Annotated in this window: 15 protein-coding genes; 8 read left to right on the plus strand and 7 right to left on the minus strand. The window is 59.0% G+C overall.

Features of this window, described 5'->3' with window-relative positions:
* The first annotated feature begins 144 nt into the window (after positions 1 to 144).
* The 3 genes from E3T46_RS05665 to E3T46_RS05675 all read left to right on the plus strand — a co-directional run bounded on the left by E3T46_RS05665 (position 145) and on the right by E3T46_RS05675 (position 6,568).
* Entirely contained in the window at positions 145 to 2,973 is a 2,829-nt protein-coding gene (locus E3T46_RS05665; protein ID WP_134577795.1) for a DNA methyltransferase, read from the plus strand.
* A 34-nt stretch (positions 2,974 to 3,007) separates the two neighbouring features.
* A complete protein-coding gene (locus E3T46_RS05670; RefSeq protein WP_166790175.1) occupies positions 3,008 to 5,524 on the plus strand; it encodes a helicase C-terminal domain-containing protein in 2,517 nt (838 codons plus the stop codon).
* A gap of 864 nt (positions 5,525 to 6,388) precedes the next feature.
* Positions 6,389 to 6,568: a DUF262 domain-containing protein gene (locus E3T46_RS05675; RefSeq protein WP_198419118.1), complete on the plus strand. Its 180-nt coding sequence runs from the start codon at positions 6,389 to 6,391 to the stop codon at positions 6,566 to 6,568.
* A gap of 469 nt (positions 6,569 to 7,037) precedes the next feature.
* On the opposite strand, the gene E3T46_RS05680 is transcribed toward E3T46_RS05675, so the two are convergent.
* Positions 7,038 to 7,976, minus strand: coding sequence for a hypothetical protein (locus E3T46_RS05680; RefSeq protein ID WP_134577797.1), 939 nt, complete (start codon positions 7,974 to 7,976; stop codon positions 7,038 to 7,040).
* Between the two features lie 2,695 nt (positions 7,977 to 10,671).
* Here E3T46_RS05680 and E3T46_RS05685 point away from each other — a divergent pair.
* On the plus strand, positions 10,672 to 12,309 hold the full coding sequence (locus tag E3T46_RS05685) for a competence protein CoiA family protein (RefSeq protein ID WP_134577798.1): 1,638 nt from the start codon (positions 10,672 to 10,674) through the stop codon (positions 12,307 to 12,309).
* Between the two features lie 299 nt (positions 12,310 to 12,608).
* On the opposite strand, the gene E3T46_RS05690 is transcribed toward E3T46_RS05685, so the two are convergent.
* Entirely contained in the window at positions 12,609 to 13,001 is a 393-nt protein-coding gene (locus E3T46_RS05690) for an XRE family transcriptional regulator (RefSeq protein WP_134577799.1), read from the minus strand.
* Between the two features lie 666 nt (positions 13,002 to 13,667).
* Here E3T46_RS05690 and E3T46_RS05695 point away from each other — a divergent pair.
* On the plus strand, positions 13,668 to 14,909 hold the full coding sequence (locus E3T46_RS05695) for an IS110 family transposase (RefSeq protein WP_134577800.1): 1,242 nt from the start codon (positions 13,668 to 13,670) through the stop codon (positions 14,907 to 14,909).
* A 79-nt stretch (positions 14,910 to 14,988) separates the two neighbouring features.
* On the opposite strand, the gene E3T46_RS05700 is transcribed toward E3T46_RS05695, so the two are convergent.
* The 4 genes from E3T46_RS05700 to E3T46_RS05710 all read right to left on the minus strand — a co-directional run bounded on the left by E3T46_RS05700 (position 14,989) and on the right by E3T46_RS05710 (position 16,683).
* Positions 14,989 to 15,582 carry a hypothetical protein gene (locus E3T46_RS05700; protein ID WP_134577801.1) on the minus strand — a complete coding sequence of 198 codons (594 nt, stop codon included), beginning with the start codon at positions 15,580 to 15,582 and terminating at the stop codon, positions 14,989 to 14,991.
* A gap of 16 nt (positions 15,583 to 15,598) precedes the next feature.
* The gene (locus tag E3T46_RS17770; RefSeq protein ID WP_166790176.1) at positions 15,599 to 15,748 is read right to left on the minus strand and encodes a hypothetical protein; all 150 of its coding nucleotides are present in this window, start codon (positions 15,746 to 15,748) and stop codon (positions 15,599 to 15,601) included.
* A 195-nt stretch (positions 15,749 to 15,943) separates the two neighbouring features.
* Complete coding sequence (locus E3T46_RS05705) at positions 15,944 to 16,291, minus strand: helix-turn-helix domain-containing protein (RefSeq protein WP_241980483.1); 348 nt, start codon at positions 16,289 to 16,291, stop codon at positions 15,944 to 15,946.
* Positions 16,292 to 16,293: 2 nt separating this feature from the next.
* Positions 16,294 to 16,683, minus strand: a complete 390-nt coding sequence (locus tag E3T46_RS05710) for a hypothetical protein (protein ID WP_134577802.1) — start codon at positions 16,681 to 16,683, stop codon at positions 16,294 to 16,296.
* 871 nt (positions 16,684 to 17,554) lie between these two features.
* On the opposite strand from E3T46_RS05710, the gene E3T46_RS05715 reads away from it, so the two are divergent.
* The 3 genes from E3T46_RS05715 to E3T46_RS05725 all read left to right on the plus strand — a co-directional run bounded on the left by E3T46_RS05715 (position 17,555) and on the right by E3T46_RS05725 (position 18,621).
* On the plus strand, positions 17,555 to 17,776 hold the full coding sequence (locus E3T46_RS05715) for a type II toxin-antitoxin system VapB family antitoxin (RefSeq protein ID WP_134577803.1): 222 nt from the start codon (positions 17,555 to 17,557) through the stop codon (positions 17,774 to 17,776).
* Complete coding sequence (locus E3T46_RS05720) at positions 17,773 to 18,177, plus strand: PIN domain-containing protein (protein WP_134577804.1); 405 nt, start codon at positions 17,773 to 17,775, stop codon at positions 18,175 to 18,177. Before E3T46_RS05715 ends, E3T46_RS05720 begins: the two co-directional genes overlap by 4 nt.
* Before the next feature lie 246 nt (positions 18,178 to 18,423).
* Positions 18,424 to 18,621 carry a hypothetical protein gene (locus tag E3T46_RS05725; protein ID WP_134577805.1) on the plus strand — a complete coding sequence of 66 codons (198 nt, stop codon included), beginning with the start codon at positions 18,424 to 18,426 and terminating at the stop codon, positions 18,619 to 18,621.
* Here E3T46_RS05725 and E3T46_RS05730 read toward each other — a convergent pair.
* Positions 18,603 to 19,226, minus strand: coding sequence for an SRPBCC family protein (locus E3T46_RS05730; protein ID WP_347232608.1), 624 nt, complete (start codon positions 19,224 to 19,226; stop codon positions 18,603 to 18,605). The genes E3T46_RS05725 and E3T46_RS05730 overlap by 19 nt on opposite strands.
* Positions 19,227 to 19,249 lie beyond the last annotated feature (23 nt).

Here is a 19,249-nt window from a genome sequence, read left to right on the forward strand (position 1 = left end):
CCGCATCACGAATGAAGGCAAGTGGGAGGCTGCACCAACGCCGCCCGCTCCCGAGTTGCCCGCAGGCATGATCCCTGGGCAATGAGCGGCGCCAAATGCTTGGCACCAATTATGAGGACCCGCAAACCCTAGACTGAGCCCACCATGACTGCCGAAACAACAGCCCACATGAAGCTCTCGCGTCGGAACGCTTGGCAGTTCGCGGCGAAGTGGTCGAAGATCACGAACGAGAAGCAGTTCGCGCAGTCGTTCTGGACTGACTTCTTCCGCAGCGTCATCGGAATTGACGACCTTCTCGGAACGGGCATCGACTTCGAATACCCGATCAAGAACGTCACCACAGGCACAACGAACTTCATTGACGTTCTCTGGAAGAACGTGGTCCTAGTCGAGCACAAGAGTGCGGGCAAAAACCTCGATATTGCAGAAAAGCAAGCGCGTGACTACATGGTCAGCCTGCCTTCAGTGCATCGTCCACCCGTGCTCTTCATCTCGGATTTCGCGCGCCTTCGCATCATCGACGTGCTACTCAACCAGACAATCCAGTTCGACATCACAGAGCTGCCCAAACACCTCGATCAGCTCGACGCCGTATTCGGGAAATACAGCAAGAAGGCCACGGAGCAGGAGACCACAGCGGATGAGAAAGCCGCCACGCTCATGTCCGAGCTGTACGTGGAGTTCGAGGCGAACAACTACGAAGGTCACTCGGTCAGCATCCTGCTAATCCGTCTCCTCTTTCTGATGTTCGCGGACGACACACGCATGCTGAAAAAGGGCGTGTTCACGGACTTGCTCGACGCAAGCAACGAAGACGGCTCTGGTCTCGGCGGAACGCTGCAAGAACTCTTTCAGGTGCTCGATACCCCGAAGGAGAAGCGTCCCCAAAAGCTGCCCGCAGTTCTCGAAGACTTCCCTTACATGAACGGCGGTCTCTTCGCTGAGACTATTCCCGTGTTCTCCTTCACCACCCCCATGCGGAAAGCGTTGCTGCGTGCAGCCGCCTACGATTGGTCGACCATCAGTCCCGCCATCTTTGGCGCGATGTTCCAGACGATCAAATCGAAGGAAGAGCGGCGTGCATTAGGGGAGCACTACACCTCTATCACCAATATCCTCAAAGTCATCCGTCCACTGTTCCTGGACGACTACATGGAGCGGCTCAGGAAGGTGTGGGACGACAGAAACGGTCTCCGCAAGCTCAGGGCTGACCTCGGATCCAAGCGCTACCTCGACCCCGCAGCAGGCTCAGGCAACTTCCTCGTGGTCACTTATCAGCGGCTCCGTCAACTCGAACACAAGATCATCGCTCGCCTCATTGAGCTTGAGGGCAAGGCAACCACAGGTCTCGACGGCAAAGAGTTGCAGATTGGACTTGATGGCACGGGAACCATTGGGCTTTCCGTCACGCTCGAACAGTTCAACGCCATCGAGTTCAACGAGTGGTCTTCGCAGATCGCGGGTGTGGCTATGTACCTCACAGACCATCAGCTCAACTTGCAGCTCGATGAGTTGACGGGTTCAGCGCCGGCCATCTTCCCTCTTACTCACTCCGCGAATGTGGTGCAGGGCAACGCGCTGCGAACGGATTGGGCTGAGGTCTGTCCAATTGACGACGACACGATCATCATGGGTAACCCGCCCTTCTACGGCTCGACGTGGCTCAGCACAGAGCAGAAGCTCGACCAGGAGCATGTGTGGGGCGACACGAAAAGCTCAGGCATTCTGGACTATGTAGCGTCTTGGTATCTGGTCGCCGCTCGTCACATGGAAGGCACCAAAGCGCGCGCTGCATTCGTCTCGACGAACTCCATCACGCAAGGACAGCAGCCCCCTGTCATCTGGGGTCAGCTCTACGCACATGACATGCGGATCGACTTCGCTCACCGAACATTTGCATGGCGTAACGAGGGTGGGAAGAACGCCGCAGTCCACTGCGTCATCGTGGGGTTCTCCGCGAACGCCAAGCCCACGTTCCGTCCCCTCTGGTCGTATCAGGCCGTCAACAGTGAGCCTGAGCTCGTCATGGTTCGCACCATCAACGCCTACCTGCTCGACGCTGCGGAAGTTCTCATCAGAAGTCGCAGCACGCCTTTACAGGACGGAGTGCAGCAGATTACGAACGGCTGCAAGCCTGTCGACGGAGGCTTCTTGTCAAAAATTCCAGAAGAAGAAGCGCAGAAGATCCGCGACTCTGACCCCATCGCGGCGAAGTACCTTCATCCTGTTGTCGGCTCAGAAGAGTTCATCAACAGCATCCCGCGTTACGGGCTCTGGCTCGTCGGGGCTGACCCGACCGACCTCATCAAGTCACCCGTGCTGAAAGCTCGTGTTGAAGCGGTGCAGCAGATGCGTCTCGCATCCACCAAAGCCGACACCGTGAAGTCAGCAAACCGTCCGTCCGAGTGGCAGCAGGCTCTTCGACAGCCGACCACTGACTACCTCGCGGTTCCTGCTGTTTCATCCTACGACCGCGCCTATGTCCCCATCGGCTACATGACGGTTGACGTCATAGCCAACAACCTTTTGTCGCTCATCCCAAGCGCCTCCATGTTTACGTTCGGAGTGCTCACCTCACGAGTGTTCAACATCTGGGCGATGGCGGTAAGCGGGCGTATGAAATCCGACCCGCGCATCTCGAACGAAATCACTTACAACAACTTCCCTTTCGCGGTTGGAATCCCGGAGGAAGCTCACGCGAAGGTGGAGAAGGCAGCGAACTCTGTGCTTGCTGCTCGTGGTGCTTTCCCAACGACTTCACTCGCTGTTCTATACAGCCGAACTGCAATGCCACCTGCTCTTCGTCAGGCTCATGATGCGCTCGACAAGGCCGTTCTCAATGCTTACGGATTGAAGTCGAACGCTTCTGACATCGGCATCCTGGAAATGCTGTTCACGGAGTACGCCTCAATCACGAATGGTCTCCTTGCGGAGGCTCCCGTCAAACCGAAGCGCGCAGCACAGTCCGTATAGTCCACCTTCGACTTCGCAGTTACAAAGGGGTTTCATGAGCGGCATATTTTCAGACTTAGGTAGTCCGAGCCTGGCGTCATCCGTCATTGACCCTAAGCGCCTGTTCCGGGCCCTTACGAAGCCGGCGGGATCGAAATTCAAGTTCCCGCACGATATCCAAACTGAGGTGTGGGACAAGTGGTTTGAACGGCGCAATGAGCCTGACCTCGTTGTCAAAATGAACACTGGTTCAGGCAAGACCGTCATAGGGCTGCTCATAGCGAAGAGTTCTCTGAACGAGGGGAAAGGTCCCGCCGTTTACCTTGTTCCTGACTTGCAGCTTAAAGGCCAGGTAGGTGCAACGGCTGACCAACTCGGTATCGCCTGGACGGACAACCCGCGCGACTCGATTTTTCGTCGCGGTGAAGCGGTGCTCGTCGTAACCGTCCACACAATGTATAACGGCATCTCGAAGTTCGGAGTAAGAGGCGTCTCAAACAGCCCTCTCGATGTCGGAACCATCATCATCGACGACGCTCATGCCTGTATCCCAATCATTGAGCAGCAGTTCTCTCTCCGACTTTCAAGCACAACACCCGCCTACAAATCGCTATTCGCATCGTTCAGTGACGTGCTCAAAGAGCAGTCGTTATCGGGATGGACGGATCTCGTGGCAGGCAGAGGCACGCAAGCTGTTCCCGTCCCGTATTGGGCGTGGAAACAGAACCTGCAGTCGAGCTTTGCCGCCATCAATTCAGTGACCGACGAAGAAGATGAAGACCACAAATTCAAGTGGCCGCTGTTCCGCAATCAGCTCGAGCTCTGCGATGTCGCATTCACGCCGCGTGAAGTCGAAATACGTTTGCCGTATCCCGACCTCTCGGTGCTTCCTTCCTTCGTCAATGCGAAGCGTCGAGTGTTCATGACGGCAACGCTTGCTAATGATGCTGAGTTGGTCACGAAGATGGGCGTCGATGAGGAGTGCGTTACTAAGCCCATTACTCCCGCGTCAGCGAGCGACTTGGGCGACCGCATCATTTTGACGCCCATGGAAACGAGCCGCCTAGTCTCCCAAAATGATGTGAAGGGAAGCGCAGTTCGATGGGCGAAGACCCACAATGTCGTCGTCATCGTGCCCTCGAAACCGAAGTCGGATGTGTGGAAAGACGTAACGAAAGAAATCCACGACAAGAAGACCATCGAAGACGCTGTGAAGCGACTTCAGGATGGTCACGTCGGATTAGTCGTCCTCATCGCTCGCTACGACGGTCTCGATCTCCCGAACGAAGCCTGCCGTGTCCTCGTCCTTGATGGTTTGCCCGAACGCTACTCACCGCAGGAACTTGTAGAAGCCGTTGCAATTGGCGGCACTGAGGCGATGAAAGTTCGGCAAACGCAACGCATCGAACAGGGGATGGGGCGAGGCGTCCGCTCCACTGACGACTACTGCGCAATCATTCTGCTCGATAGCCGACTCGTCGAGCGGCTGTACACCTCCGCTGACCTTGACCAACTGTCTCCCGCCACACGAGCGCAATACGACCTCTCCGTGCAGTTCTCAGCAGGCGGTCGCAGCAAGCCGATGCGCTTCTTCGATGATGCAGTTGAAGCCTTTCTTAGCCGAGACCCTGGTTGGACGAACGCGAGCAAGACCGCGCTCGAGGAAGTCGTTTACGCGTCATCGCAAGAAGTAGACCCACTTCTCAAAGCAGAGCGGGCTGCATTTGAACACGCCATTTCTGGCAGATACACCGAGGCGTTTCAGTCACTTGCATCCGTCTACGGTGACATCGCAGATGCTCACACTCGCGGCTGGATTAAGCAGAGGGCTGCGTCCTATCTGAACCACATCAACCCCGCGAAGGCGCGAGAGATACAGAGTTCTGCCCGCATCGACAACAATTACATTTTGAAGTTCGGGCAGCATGTTGCCGCTCCTCGCATCACCGCCCTCACTGACCAGGCAGCGGCAAGTAGTGATTTCCTGGTGGCGAAATATCCGTCTGGTCGATTGCTAGAAGTGGCAGTGGGCGCAATGCTCCTCGACCTGACGCCGAGTACAGACAAGAACAGTCACAAGCGATTCGAAGCGGCTCTCGAACTGACAGGACACATGCTTGGGCTCAGCTCCTCCCGCCCCGACCAGGAGACGGGCATCGGTCCCGACAATCTTTGGGCGGTAGGCATCGGAAAGTATTGGGTAATTGAGGACAAGAGTGAAGCCGTAGCGGATGAGGTTGCGCAGGACTACCTCGAACAGCTTTCAGGTTCATTCGATTGGTTCGAGAGCGTCTACGGTGACGCCCAATTTAGCGGGGTTCCTGTTCTTGTTCACCCATCACGACAGCCGATGTGGGACGCCACCCCGCGCCAGGGAGCAAGGGTGATGACGTTCGAACGGCTCGCTTCATTCCGGGAGGCAATCAAAGAGTTCACCACCGCGATCCGCGTCGACAACGGTTTTCTTGACTCGAAGGTTGTCGGTATCAATCTCACGCACTTCGGCCTCGAAGCATCACAGCTCGAACAACGGTGGACCCAGAAGTTCAAAGCGCCGTCGGCTCGGCCGTAGCCACGGCCGAGCGCTCCCGCTCCGAGGTTTACAAAGAGTGGCGCACCGCCGCGAGGTCTACAAGCCGTAGCGGCCGCCGTCGGCACGCCCATCGAGCACTCGGCACATGGCGCACGGGTACGTCTGCTGAAACCCTTGTGCCATACGAGCGGCGCCTCTCGCGGACCTGCGTGGTGCACCCAATATGTCGCGCCGAGCAAACGGCGACACTTTACGTGGTCAGTTCAAAAACGTCCCAGACCCCTTTTCCTCTCGGCCACATCTCACTTCAAGGGTCTAAATTTTTTACCCCCGATAATCGCACTTATCCCTACAATGGGGCACGATGAGTTTTACACGCATGAGCACAATCTGATCGCGGGTCCGCGCCAGCAGGCGCCCAGGAAAAAAGCAGCCAACGCTCTCTGCGCTGTGGCTATGCATTCAGGGGTGCCGTGTCTATCCCCGGTCAAGTCTTCATAGATGGCTCGCATGCTCGACCATAGGGGAGTGACGCTTCCGAACGTCCCGGGCGCAGTAGCCAGAGTGGGACAGTCTCCCGCGTTACCGTCGCTCGCGACTTGGTCGATCAGATCGAGAATCGGGCTCTGCACGTCCACCACTGCTCTGCCCATAGAGTCGACTGTAAGAGCCGAATAGCCGATGACCTCCGCCATGCCCTCGACATCGCTGACGCCAGGCTAATGGGTGGCGATCCGCGCAGCCTTTCCCGCCGGGTCGAGGAGTCTCGTGAGATTCTTGCTTGCAATTTTCGCGCTCGACGCACGCCTCGATGCTGCCCCGCACACGTCGACCGGCACATTCCGGAGGCGTCTCCGCCCGCCCAATAAGCTGACGACGAGGACCTCGGCGTCAGTGCTTACGATGGCTCGATGTGCCTCCCCGTACGAGCGTGAATTTGTCTATAAGGACAAGCAGCGCGACGCGGTCATGGAGACCCTTGGGAAGGGCTTCCCGTTGAACGCCATGTATTGGGCGGTGCAGGGCGACGGTACCTTCGAAGTGATCGACGGCCAGCAGCGCGCGATTTCGATCTGGCAGTAAGTCGAGGGCGGCTTCTCCATCCAGATCGAAAGCGGAAAGAAATCAGGGGCGGTTTACGCCCTTTCACACTGATCTCAGCCCTCCCACCATTCGGCGAGAATGCGCCGGATGGGCGATGTTGATAGCCCTAATGCAAGTTAATAGGGATTCATGAGCGGGTCTCTGACCCGTTCCGAACTGCGCCTCGCAAGAATCAGAGTGATTGATAAAGTTATCAGCCACCACGCGAACTGATTACTTTATCTACCAGCCGCGCAAGGCTGACTATAGCTCGTTCGGTCCCGGATCCGACACCATCCCAGATGCTTGGGCGGGCCACACTGACCATCTGTGCCACTGCCCAACGTCGCCTAACCGCGACTCTGCTGCGACGGGCCGAGGGTCTGTATAGGGGCCAGCGAGATCAGTCGAGTGTTCATCTTGCGAGCGTTGCATGGACGGAGGCGAGCCAGCGCTGACGTGGTCTTGGTCAGACCCCAGGTTCCTGTTCGACCGGATTTCTCAGATATCCCACAATCCAGTGATCGGCGTCCCGGTCAGTCCGAGTCGACGGCAGGCTTGTCAACGTTGCGAGCGTCTTCATAGTGCTCCCGGGCGCGAGATAGACGCCGGTCCACGCTCCGGACTCCGCAGTGAGCGCAGCCAGCTGCCGCCCAAAATGCCCTTGCGTGCGGAGGGGGAGCTGTAGGCCCTCGGGTCCTTGCGCGCGAACCCATTGCTCGTACTGCTCGTAGACGAAACTGAAGGTTACGATGGGCCCGGGGTAACGATGCGCGTGGCTCAGCCAGGACCATCGGATGCTGAAGTCAATGTTTACCCTGTAGGGCGGCGACCAATGCGACGCCGGAGCTGCCGAATTTTTTCGTTGAGCCGGGGACCTCGTCTCGGCGCGCGAGGCTTCCACGTCCTGATCATCACGACAGCACGGGATGAGGCTGACGGCGTCGGACTCGACGTAGCGGAACGCCGTGATCGAGTACCCTTCATCCTTGAGCTCCAGGATGCTGCGGGCGGTTTGACCGGGGAAAGACGCGGCGATGATCACGAGTACCTGAGATTCGTTCACCGTCTCTGGAAGCGGGTGGCCAAAGTGCCGCTGGAAGGCATCCGTCAAATCGACCTTCCAGGGACCATCAGCGACCCTGCGAATAGTCTCCTCCCTGTTCAACTGCTTGATCTCGCGCCGGTAGCCGAGCACCTGGGCGATGACGCCAGGGGAGGCCGCGCTCAGCTTCAGTTCGATGATGTAGATAACGCCCGCCGCGTCGATCGCGAGCAGATCGATGCACCGGCGGACGACAGTGTTCACCTGTCTCCCAATGATCAGCAGGTCCAGTCCCAGACGCGACAGGAGAAGTGATAGATGAACCTCCAGGTAGTCCTCTAGTTCCTTCTCGGCCAGGAACACGAGCCGCCTTCTCCGGGCGGTCACCACCGGACGTCCGACTTTACGATCAGCCTGTCGCTGTCGCTGCTCCAAGCAGGGTCGCCATCCGGCACTGCTGGTGCATCGCCGAGTTTCCGGAGGGTGTGATCCGGGTCGCTGGCTCCTTGCATGTGTCGGGGCGCAGGGCCGGGGTCAGGGTTGGAAGCACGTCTAGACGGGTTCATAATTAGCGAGCGTAGGAGCAATCGGGGCCTTGTCCCAGTAGCGATGCTGCCTCTGATCTACCGGCTCTGGTAGACGAGCAGAAACGCATTTCTTGCGGCGTGGCGCGCACCGTGGCAGCGGCGCTGGCCTCCTCGGCAGCAGCAGCAGCAGCGCTAACGACCTCCTGGCGAACTCCTCGTCTCTTGTATGAGACCTCTCTGGCATCGCTGAGGGATGGTTGGTTGTTCAAAAGACTGTTGCGCTGAATCTTTCTTGTGAATCATTAAGAGAATCATTTAGCGAGGTTGCCGATCAGTGCTGCGTCCGCCGGCGGCTCACCACAACCTACGTGGATGTCCTGCTGAGGGAGCCAAACTCGTTTGGCCATGCTTGGACGGCGGACCGAAGACCTCAACACGACGGCGTTGAGACACGAGTTCGATCCCGGCATCGGCAAGTTGGTCGCACCTTGCGCATTGGTGTCCTTGGGGTGTTTCCGCCTGACTTGGTGGTCGAACAACCTGGCGCATCGCGCGCTGCCGATGCTCTCGAACGGCCTTGGCAGTTGCTGGTGGAGCGGATTCGCAGAGTTGGCATTTGTTAGCGCGCCGGGGCCTTCTCGCGCGACTTGCTGTCAGTTCCCCAACGATCCCAGAGGTCACCGAAGGCGACGAATTTATGGGCCAACAGCTTAACTTTGCGCATTGAGAAGTTTTCGGAATTGGGTGTCGGGCTCGTACTGCCACACTCGACGCGCCAGCGTCGCGATCGCCGCGCACCATCAGCTTTCCTTCGGCTCAGAAAAGCACCCTCACCGCTTCACGGTCACAGGCTGGAAGACGGTGGTTTACTGGCGGCGCCCGTGGGAGAGCGAAGCGGAGGAGAGGCGTCGGCAGCTGGGCACCCGACAACACCCCAGCAGGGGTGTTGAGAGGGCAAGACATTACCCAGGTGAGCGTCAGCGAACAGAGGGGTAATGGCGCAGTAAGGACCCGAGGAGCGCAGCGACGAAGGGCAAGACCGGAGCGCAGCGGAGGGCGCAGCGACTGTCGGCTATGCCGACCACCAAAGCGAGATTTTCATGTAGCGCAGCGGAATGAAAAACGACGCGTGGTGTCAGTCGACCTTATGCCCTTTCCCTTCTCCTCACGCATTCGGAGCTTCAGCGGAGAATCGTGGTCATTTCTGCACGTGTATCAGCGTAAAACGATAATTCAACTCATCTGTTGACAACCCCGTTGACGCAGTCAACAGCATTAGGGGTTGTTAACAGTGGCATCGTTTTCCGTTGGAAAGGCGGGGTTGGGCTGTTGACGGCTTTTCCGGGGCCTTGGCACCGGGTCAACAGCCTAGAGCGTAGCGATGCAGAGCGCGGTTACCCCTTTGACTCAATGCTCGTTTCACCCTGCCGTGGCCGCGGGCACGCGGCTACCTATGCCTCACACCGGCGCAGCTTGGAGCGCAGCGGAGAGCTATCTGCTTGGCTCCTTTGGCCCGTCTCCGAGCTCGTCTCGGGCTTCCTGATGCTTGTTTTGTCCCTGGCTCAATCTGGCCGCGTAGAGGCGCTGCTGCCGCTTCTCAGTTGCTACATCTGCATCGACCTGGTCACCACATCAGAGACTCTCGAGAGACTCAGCAGCTCGCTCCTGGGGCGGCCCCTGTGGCCTATCAGGCTCGTCTCTGCCTGGTCTCTGAAGTAGTCACTCCTCTGGTCACAGAGCCCCAGCGCGAGCGCAGCCACCTGTGCCCCATGCGCTGAGTAAAAGGAGAGCTGCCCCGCAGCTACATCGCTGTAGCGGATTCCTCGGCAGGAGCAGACGGACTGGGCATTGGCGTAATTCTTGCCCACGGGCCGTGACGGACGGGCAGTAGCGGTAGCTACACGGCCGTGAGATCCCCGATCGCGTAAATACGCACCTTGCTCCCGCCCGCTGTTACATCTCTGCTTGGGGGCGTGATCCGGCTGGTTGCAGCCGGGAATCTGAAGCTAATATGCCCGTGATCTGTGGGCGCGCTGTGGCCAAATACTGGCCAGTCAATGACCAATTAGTGTCCATTTGCTGCCCACTTTCTGCCCCAGCTGGTCAGGTGTGATTTCTCAGCAGGCGCGGAGTGGCCAGTTTCTGACCAGTTTTAGACCGCTATCGGGCCATTTCCCGCCCACGCGCGTTCTAATGACCTTCAGGTCGAGTTTTCGACACCTCTGCTCGAGCACATTCTCATCTGTGGGCAGGAACTGACCAGCTCCTGCCCATATTCCGGCCAGTTGCTGGCCAGGCTCGAGCTCGAGACAGGGCTCTAAAATCTGTGGGCACAAAGTGACTAGATATTGGCCAGTCTCTGACCAAATCATGGCCGGAGTAGCTAGATGATGATTTCGGGTCTGCAACCGTGGGCGTGTAGTGGCCAGTTACTGACCAGTTACCGACCAGATACTGGTCAGTGTCTGGCCCGATGCATTTGTGGCTGAGAGCGCAGCCGTGACGTCGGTGGTTGTCGGTAGCCTGCACGTATGAGCCATGTACCAGGCGTTCTTGCGGATTTTCAAAACGGTGAGACCCGTCTGGTCTATGGGCGCCGGCTCGCTGTTGACGAGCTCTTTCTGCTCCCTGATGGGGAAGCGAAAGAGTTGCGGGCCTGGACGAAGAGGGAACTTCGTTGCCCTGTTCGCGATTGCCCCAGCCCAGCTATTACCACAGTCAGCCGGACCCGGGGTCGAGATGGCTTCATGCACTACGGCGCCGGTGACGACGTCGGCGGCCATGCGCCCGAGAGTTTGTTCCACATGCAAGCGTGTGAGCGCATCGCTGTCTGGTTACGTGCGCTGTATCCAAGCTTCACGGTGCAGAAAGAAGAGATAGCCGGCGATCGCCGAGCTGACGTGATGATCACGGCGCCGGAGGGTAGCCGTATGGCTTTTGAGATTCAGTACTCGGCGCTTACTCCTGCCCAGTGGCAGGAGCGACACGACTCGTATCAGTCCATGGGCATCGTTGATGTGTGGCTGTTCGGTCACCACGGCGCGCAGCTTCGACAGGCGCACGCGGCGAGCGCGCGAGACAACCTGGGTGGCAACGCGCGTGGCAACGTGGACGACAACGTTGTGATCATCAACCCGACTCACGCCGCTGTCATCGCTGCCGGTCTGCCGCTGCTCTGGTTTAACCCTGTAACAGCGCAGATCGGAACAGCTGTTGATCAGGTGGTTCTGGGTCAGCGTCAGTTCGAGATACCCGCCGCGGGAACACGTGGTCAGTTCACCGTCGAGGATCTTGCGTGCCTGCGGTTGTGTCTCGCGGGCGTGACCAGTGATCGGTTTCAACTGCTGGAGAAGAATGGCGCCGAGATGGAAGCGATGAGGCTGGAACTAGAAGGAGCGCAGAAACTGTCCCGAGCCGAACAGGAAGCCTCTCGAGCTGCGGCGCAGCGAGTGATGATGGCTGCGGATGCGGTCATCGCAGCGGATAAGCAGGAGGCCATAGATCGGGTGCTGGCTCGTCGAGCGGCCATGGACGCACGGGCACTCCTACTCGAGCCGGCCTGGTTGACTTCGGATCTACATTTGCGGATCCTCGACGAGTTCGATGGTCGATGGCCGGGCGTCCTGGACGTGGCTACGACAGGAGAGCCGGGGCTCCCGTTCCCGAGTCAGCAGTGGCAAGCGACATTGTTTGCGCAATTCATCGAGGGTCGGCCAATTTTCTCGCAGCTATCTTCTGGTCAGAGCGCTGCGCATTTGACAGCTCAGGGTCTGCGCGACGTTGAATCTACAGCCATCATTCGTGAGTGGTTTGATGTTCTCGTGGCTGAGGGGTATCTGCTCTGTGTGCCCGTCAAGAAGAAGCGCTACTCCATCGGTCCATCCCGGGTGCGCTACACAACTGCTATTAAGCGAACGCCGAAGGCTCAGCGTGCTACTGATGCCAAATCCAAGACGCTTGCGGCGCTGCCATCGCCAGGGCGGTCCGCACCGCTTCCGCACCTGGACACTGTGCATCATCATGAGCAGCGGTCGTATGCTCCTGCGTCGCCACTTGTCGTCGATCCGGTTCGCCTAGGTGTCGCACTTTGTCGCGATTGTGCCCGCCCTTTGGCTGCCATGTTCGTTGCACGGGGCTATCACTTGATTTGCGGACCGGGTAGGCGATAGTGGTGAAAGATTCCGGCGCATCACTCGGCCCTACGCTGCCACGTCACTCGACTTGTGCCCGTTGTTTTCAGCGTTCTTGCCCCGCCGGCCGCCGGGGCGACCTTTCCGCACGAGCCAGCGCAACTTCAGTGGATAGCGCAGCCTGGTCAGTCAGTGACGGCTCGTACCGAGACAAAGCGATCGGCGGCGTTGCGCCCGCCAGCGTGCTTGACGACGCTCTCGTTCATATCGGACTCGGGCAGCATGCCGATGGTCGGCTGGTGCCAAAGATGGCGTCGCCGGTGTGCAAGTCCAGGTTGCTAGCTAGCGCTAATAAAGACCCGCGCTGCTGCGATGACATCCCGTGCGCGGCCAGTAGACAATACCTCTGCAGGAGACGCATCATCCAGTTGTGGATTCATCCCCATTAACCATCCTCGAGCAACTTCAGGCGATCCCGCCGATGAAAGCAGCTCCACTACTTGAAACGTATCTCGGAGTAGCTGTTCGATCGCCTGCGGCACGCGTACAGTCTTGTTGGCCCATCGTTTGATGGTTCGGGGGCTCTTCGTGACGATCACTGCGAGAAGGGCCTGCCCAAGTTGAGCTTGCAGCGCAACAATAATATCGATGATTCCGAGTTCCACGGCGCGTGCGTGTGCTTGGCGCACAATGTGCGCACGAGGCCCCCTTGGCTGAGCAACTTCAGACATACTTTCCACCTCAAAGCTTCCTCGCGGCAGCTTATCGTCTCCTCATAGGTGCAAGGGTCTGATGAGTCGACAGGCACACGGTTCCGTGATTGCGCACACGGAATGTATGTCCCCGCGCACTACGTGAGGTAACGCAGCCGTTCTATGCGTTGGACCTACCCAGTCTCTAGAGAGAAAAAGTTCCTGGACCGTCGTGTAAGGGGTCCGCTGCCTCCCGCGCCGCGGGTAGGCGGGCCGTATGCGCGTTGAACCCAACGCGCCCGTCCAATTCTTCATCACAAGGAGGGCGACCAAGCTAGCCGGCGGGAGCGTCACCTTGGAAGATCAATTCATCCCACCTCGGCGGCCAGTTGCCCTGCGCGTATGCCTCGTGTTAACGCCGACCGAAAATAGTCAGCATGGGGCTGCTTCGCGGCCGCACCTGGGCGGATGAGAATCGGGAGATGGTCACCTCTTGCCCAGTCCGGTGTGGGGGTGGATTCTGGTTACGTGTTTGTCGGGCTAGACGTCGATGGCCCTTGGTGCCCATGAGCTCGAAAAATAGTGTGGCGTGGAGAGCTGTGGTACCCGGTCGTGCTGCCTTGAGCGCGAACTTCAGAGTCCTTGACTGACGGCCCTCCTCCGGCAGGCACCTCAGTTGGTAATTCTCAATGGAGGAGGGTGGCGATGGAGGACGTCGTCGAATTTTGTGTCGGGCTGGATGTGCACCGCGACACGGTCGTAGCGGCGGTCAGGCGTCCCGGCCGGCGGGGGAAGCGTGACGTAGAGACACGCACGTTTCTTACCGATTCCTCGGGCTTGCTAGCCTTGGGCGATTGGCTCATCGACGAGCATGTCACGCGGGCTGGTATGGAATCGACCGGTGTGTATTGGAAGCCGGTCTTCTATTTGTTAGAAGACCGCATCCCGGAGGTGTGGCTCCTCAATGCGGCCCATTTGAAGAACGTTCCGGGGCGCAAGACTGACGTGGGCGATGCGGCTTGGATCGCTCAGTTGGTCGAACACGGATTAGTGCGGCCGTCGTTCGTGCCGCCGTCACCGATCCGAGAGTTGCGCGATTTCACCCGGCATCGTCGGACCTTGATCGAGGAACGCACGCGCGCAATTCCACGATTGGAGAAAGTCCTTCAAGATGCCGACGTCAAACTCTCCAGCGTCGCGTCGACCATTCTGACCAAATCGGGCCGAGCGATCCTGAACGCGATGCTCGCCGGCGAAGCCGACCCCGTCGTCCTGGCTGACCTCTCTTTGGGTCGAATGCGGTCGAAGATTCCGCAGCTCCAAGACGCACTCCACGGAACGTTTCGCGTATCGCATCATGGTGTTCTCGTGAAGCAGATGTTGGCGCACATCGATTTCCTCGACGAACAGATCGAACAAATCGACGCGGAGATCGGCGCCCGGGTGATGGAGTATGAACCCGTTCTGGAACAAGTTCAAACAATTCCCGGGGTTGGTCGCAAGATCGCGATCAGTTTGGTCGCTGAGATCGGCGTGGACATGAGCGTGTTTCCCACACCGGCGCACTTAGCTTCCTGGGCGGGTATCTGTCCGGGGAACAATGCCTCCGGCGGCAAAGCGAGATCAGGCCGCACTCGCCACGGTTCGATCGCTCTGCGCACCGTACTCACCGAGGCTGCCCAATCGGCGGCGCGCACGAAAGGAACTTACCTAGCCGCTCATTTCCATTCGATCCGAAGTCGCCGCGGCACCTTCAAAGCCATTGGTGCAACCAGCCACGACATCCTCGTCGCCTACTGGTACATCGTCCATGACGACGTTGACTACATCGACCTCGGGCCAGATTGGGCCGTCCGCCGCCAAGGCCCCGAGCAACAAATCGCCCGGCTGGTCCACCAGATAGAAAAACTCGGCAGAGAGGTCACCGTCACCATGCCAGCCGCGTAGACACCACAGTTTCCCAAGCACCTCGGGAGATTCACACTTCAGGGCCAATATCGCCTATTGGCCCTGTTTTGGCCCGGCGTTAACAGCCTCGAGGACTTTCAGCAAACGTCGGTGCAGCGCTTGGACCGGGCAGATCGTCTGTCTTCTTGCTCACCAGCAGCAGCGTGCACACCGTCGGCTCAGTGAGGAAGTTCAGGCGCACGCGGTGGCCGTCGATAGACCCGAAGACGACCGCACTGAACGGCCCGGTCGACTTGACCATGGCGGTGACGAATTCAGCGCCGATGAGAGCCAGCTCCGCGTTGACGAGCTGGACCAGGGGTTCCGTGCCGAGCGCTGTGATCTCGGTCGTCCGAGACTGCTCGGTGTGAGTGCTTCCAGCAGAATCACCCTGGTCAGCACGAGCGTGCTCAACAGCAGATGCCCACACCCACGCCCGATGGGTGCCGCGGTCCTCCCAATCGATGTACACAGCGCGCTGTGTCCAAGCCAGAGCAACACCCTGCACACGGGTAGCGATGGCCGGATACCTCACCCAAGCACGCACCGGAGTGGGTGCTTTTGCCATGGTCACCGGGAGATCACCCAGCTCGCCCGCTGTGAGACTGAACGGTGTCGGTACAAAGTCCCGGCCGTAGTCCGGTTCAACCGGATCTAGCTTCTCGGAAGACACTGGACTTTTCGGCTAGCTAGCTGATTCGCCCGACGTACAGCACCAGGTGATCTTCGGGAATCTCGCTTTGCAGCTTCTGGACTGCGGACCAACTGGTCGACGCCTCAATGCTGGCCCGTGTCGATTCGGCCGAGTCACGGGTGCGGTGTGCGAGTTCCCAAAGCATGTGTCTATTATCCGGCTTTCCGTTTGCGTCGCTCGCTAAACCACAACATCTATCTGGAAGGGGGCTGTAAACCTGATTCAGCGCGACTTCATGCGATTCACCGCGGCATCAGGTTTACAGCCCCCTCGGAGGATGTAATGAGCCGCGGAATACCCGGAATGGAGTCAAGTCAAGTCGAACAGACCACGCATCTCGCTAGCGTCGAGTGACTGCGGACAGCTCCAGCTCGACGTCTTTGCCCGCGACTGAGACCACGAGGCGAAGGTTCTTGGCCCCGGCCGCCTCAAGGTAGTTCTGCAAAGTCGACAGAAGAGTGTCATCTCGCTTCTCGAGCCGAGACACAGCGCCCTGAGTGACGTCCAGGCGATGGGCCAGCTCTACCTGCGTGAGGTTTCCGGCTTCGCGGATCATCGCCAGACTCATCGCGTAAGCGCGGTCTTCCTTATCTGCACGATCGTGGATCTCAGCTACTCTCTCGGCCATTCCGGGCTTCGCCAGAAGGGTGTCCAGACGATTGTTTCCCTCTACGAATGTTTTAGCCATGCCTATTCCTCCTGTTGTTCTCTCAGCCATTGGTCGATTATTTGGTCAGCACGGCTGCCGACCGAATCATAAAAAACGTCACCCATAGATGCTTTGTCGCCCGAAAACAGAGCGACTACAACGGTGTTGCTGTCCTCGGGAAACCAACAGATCAAGCGCAGGGCAATTCCGGTTTCGTACGGGTGCGACTGTCGCCAGACCAAATGTCGACCCGACTGACTAACCCGCTTGAGCATCGCAGTGTCTGAGACAGGTGCCACATCGAGCTCCCGCACCCGTGAAAGCATCGCTGCCAGCAAGTCAAAGAGCTTCTGGTCACGGTCTGACTTAGACGCCAGCTCCTCATACCGGGTGAGTTGACGATCGAACTCGTCAGACCAGAACAACCTCATAAAGGTATATTACTTCGATGTAATATGCAGCGCAAGTCATGTCGGCGTAGAAGTGCGTGCTCTCATGACGAATCATGCGCGTGCGTTGAACCGGTAAGTTCTCGCTACCTGGAAAGAGGAGCGAACGTCTGAATCGCGAGCGAGGAGGCAAGCGGCCATGTCACGATTACTAGTGCTGCCCAACCGAGGACAAACCCGAGCACGCTTAGGCGCGCGCCCGCGAGACTAGGATCCTCGCGAAGGGATTGGCGCGACATGCACGCGACAACGACTGCCGCGACCGCTGCCGCGACCGCTGGCGCGATCGCGACTAGAGGGAAAGCAATTAGGAAAAGTGCGGCGACACCGAGAACTAGACTAATGATCGCCTTGCCATCGTACGAAACCCGCTGCGATGTCACCATTACTTCCTCCCTCGGCTGTTTGGCGACGGAGATGCTCCGCCGCCAAATAGCAACTTGGTTGATCCTAGTACTGGGTCGTCTAGGCCTGTGCGCTGTTCACTCGCAATGAGACCTCGCTGATGAATGGTCCGTCGTCATGTGGCTCAACGCCCCTGTCGACGACCGCGCCCGGCCCGAACGCCTGGGTCATCTTCGGCGAGCACGGCGCACACAGCCTCGCCGGACGTACAGCACCAGATGATGAGCCGGGATCTCGCTGCGCAGCTGCTCGATGGCTGCCAGGCTGCTCGCTGCTTCCACGCGGGCCGGCGTTGCTTCAACCGCGTCCCGAGTGCGGTGTGCGAGGTCCCAGAGCATCTATCTATTATCCGCCGCCGCCGGATATCAGCGACATCCCCGCCCTCACCCGCTGGACGGCTTCGCGCTGTTCTTATATACTGGCTTATATAAAGCAAGAAGGAGGCTCCATGGCCATCACATCAATCGACATAAACCCGGCCGAGCTCAAGCAGGCCAAGCTGCTGGCCGGAACCACCTCCAATCGCGAGACGGTTGATCTTGCCCTCCGAACCCTGATCGCCGTGCGCCGGCAGCCCGCTGCCGTCGAGCGCATCATTGGCCGTCGCTTCGAGCCGGACCAGATTGACGCCCCCACCATCACGCCGCTGGCTGTCAGCGACGAGCTGTGACGACGTACCTGGTCGATAACAGCATCTGGCAGAAGGCCGGTCGCAGCACCGCCATTGCGCAGCGACTCAGAGAGATTACGCCGAATCATCTGATTATCACCTGCCCGCCGCAGGTCCTGGAGTACTGCCATTCCGCGCGGTCGCGCGATGAGTACGCCGAGCTGCGAGAAGACATGGAGACGCTGCTCGCGGCGTGGGAGCACCCGACTGAGAAAGACGCGCTCGATATTCAGCAAGCCATGTGGGAAAGCGGGCTGATGCGCGCCGCGGGAGCCTTCGACTGTCTCATCGCTGCATACGCCGTTGCCAACGATGCCGTGGTCTTGAACTCCGACCGCGATTTCAGGCACATCGAACTCGCCACAGACGGATTCGTTCGCCAGGAATATGTCGCGGAGTAAGAGCTGCCCTTGGGCGAGCTACCGGCTGTTGTCACCGAACACCGTTCCACCAGAGCAGCACCCGTGCCGAGTCGGCTCCCATACGGACCAGCGTTGCTTCGGCAGCGTAACGGGGCCTGAGTAGTAATGGAACGAAAACGTCCGCTAAGGGTTGTGCTCATCGCAGATCACGGAGCGCTGCGGGCGAGCGTCGGCTCTCGGCAAGCGGATTGTTAACGCCGACCGAAAATAGGGCCAGTATCACTATTGGCCCTATTTTGGCTCGGCGTTAACACGGATGTCGACGTCCTACTGACCGCTCTCGCCTCGGTCCTCGCCGATGGCGCGAGCGACGAGTACGAACTCGAGTCCGGCCACTGGCAGGTCGTGAACGACACCCGCTCGCGCTCAGCCTGGACGCCGGAGCTCGCCCCCGCCGCCGCCTACTACGGCTGTACCGGCTGACCGGCCCGGCGCGCAGCGTCATCTTCTACCCGGTCCTGCAATCGATCGATTCTGAGCCCAGGGACGCTCTGAAAAGCGCCGGTAAGAGCGCGAAAAATAGCTCCGGTGTGAGTGATCGTATGGGTGACCTCCGTGATCTGTCCGCTGACCGGTACAAGTGTCCATTTTCCAGTTTCATGGGCTTGAAAACCATCCAGTCGCCAGATGATTCGGCCGGGGGAGATGTCCTCGTAGGTGATCGTGGGAGAACCGGGAAGTTTGGCGCGTACGGAGTACGCCTTCCCAGCAATGGCCGTCGAATCCTGCGTTGCCACCGAGAACACTGCGGGATTCCACTCCGGGAGTCGCCGAATGTCGGTGAGGACGTCCTCGAGCGCCGAGGGCGTGGCAGTGATCATGCGACTACCTGAGTATTCCAATGTTGCTCCCTGTCTTTTCGGTGAAAATATGGTTTCTGGGACAGATCTCCGGTCTCCGGCTGCGCTCAGCACGAAGTCCGCAAGGCGGGCGAGCTCGCTGCGATTGGAATTTCGTGCGGGTGCGCCGCTGCGGTAGACAGCGATCTTAACCGGATACCGCGGGCTCAGATAGGCGCTGACATCCACCCTTGGGCGCAGTTCGTCCGGCA

The sequence above is a fragment of the Cryobacterium sp. Hh11 genome (assembly GCF_004404045.1).
Classification (GTDB): Bacteria; Actinomycetota; Actinomycetes; order Actinomycetales; family Microbacteriaceae; genus Cryobacterium; species Cryobacterium levicorallinum.

What these genes read in the sequence shown, in the direction of transcription:
- E3T46_RS05665 (WP_134577795.1), top strand. Translation starts at nt 145, where the DNA reads ATGACTGCCGAAACAACAGCCCACATGAAGCTCTCGCGTCGGAACGCT.
- E3T46_RS05670 (WP_166790175.1), top strand. Translation starts at nt 3,008, where the DNA reads ATGAGCGGCATATTTTCAGACTTAGGTAGTCCGAGCCTGGCGTCATCC.
- E3T46_RS05675 (WP_198419118.1), top strand. Translation starts at nt 6,389, where the DNA reads ATGGCTCGATGTGCCTCCCCGTACGAGCGTGAATTTGTCTATAAGGAC.
- E3T46_RS05685 (WP_134577798.1), top strand. Translation starts at nt 10,672, where the DNA reads ATGAGCCATGTACCAGGCGTTCTTGCGGATTTTCAAAACGGTGAGACC.
- E3T46_RS05690 (WP_134577799.1), bottom strand. Translation starts at nt 13,001, where the DNA reads ATGTCTGAAGTTGCTCAGCCAAGGGGGCCTCGTGCGCACATTGTGCGC.
- E3T46_RS05695 (WP_134577800.1), top strand. Translation starts at nt 13,668, where the DNA reads ATGGAGGACGTCGTCGAATTTTGTGTCGGGCTGGATGTGCACCGCGAC.
- E3T46_RS17770 (WP_166790176.1), bottom strand. Translation starts at nt 15,748, where the DNA reads ATGCTTTGGGAACTCGCACACCGCACCCGTGACTCGGCCGAATCGACA.
- E3T46_RS05705 (WP_241980483.1), bottom strand. Translation starts at nt 16,291, where the DNA reads ATGGCTAAAACATTCGTAGAGGGAAACAATCGTCTGGACACCCTTCTG.
- E3T46_RS05710 (WP_134577802.1), bottom strand. Translation starts at nt 16,683, where the DNA reads ATGAGGTTGTTCTGGTCTGACGAGTTCGATCGTCAACTCACCCGGTAT.
- E3T46_RS05715 (WP_134577803.1), top strand. Translation starts at nt 17,555, where the DNA reads ATGGCCATCACATCAATCGACATAAACCCGGCCGAGCTCAAGCAGGCC.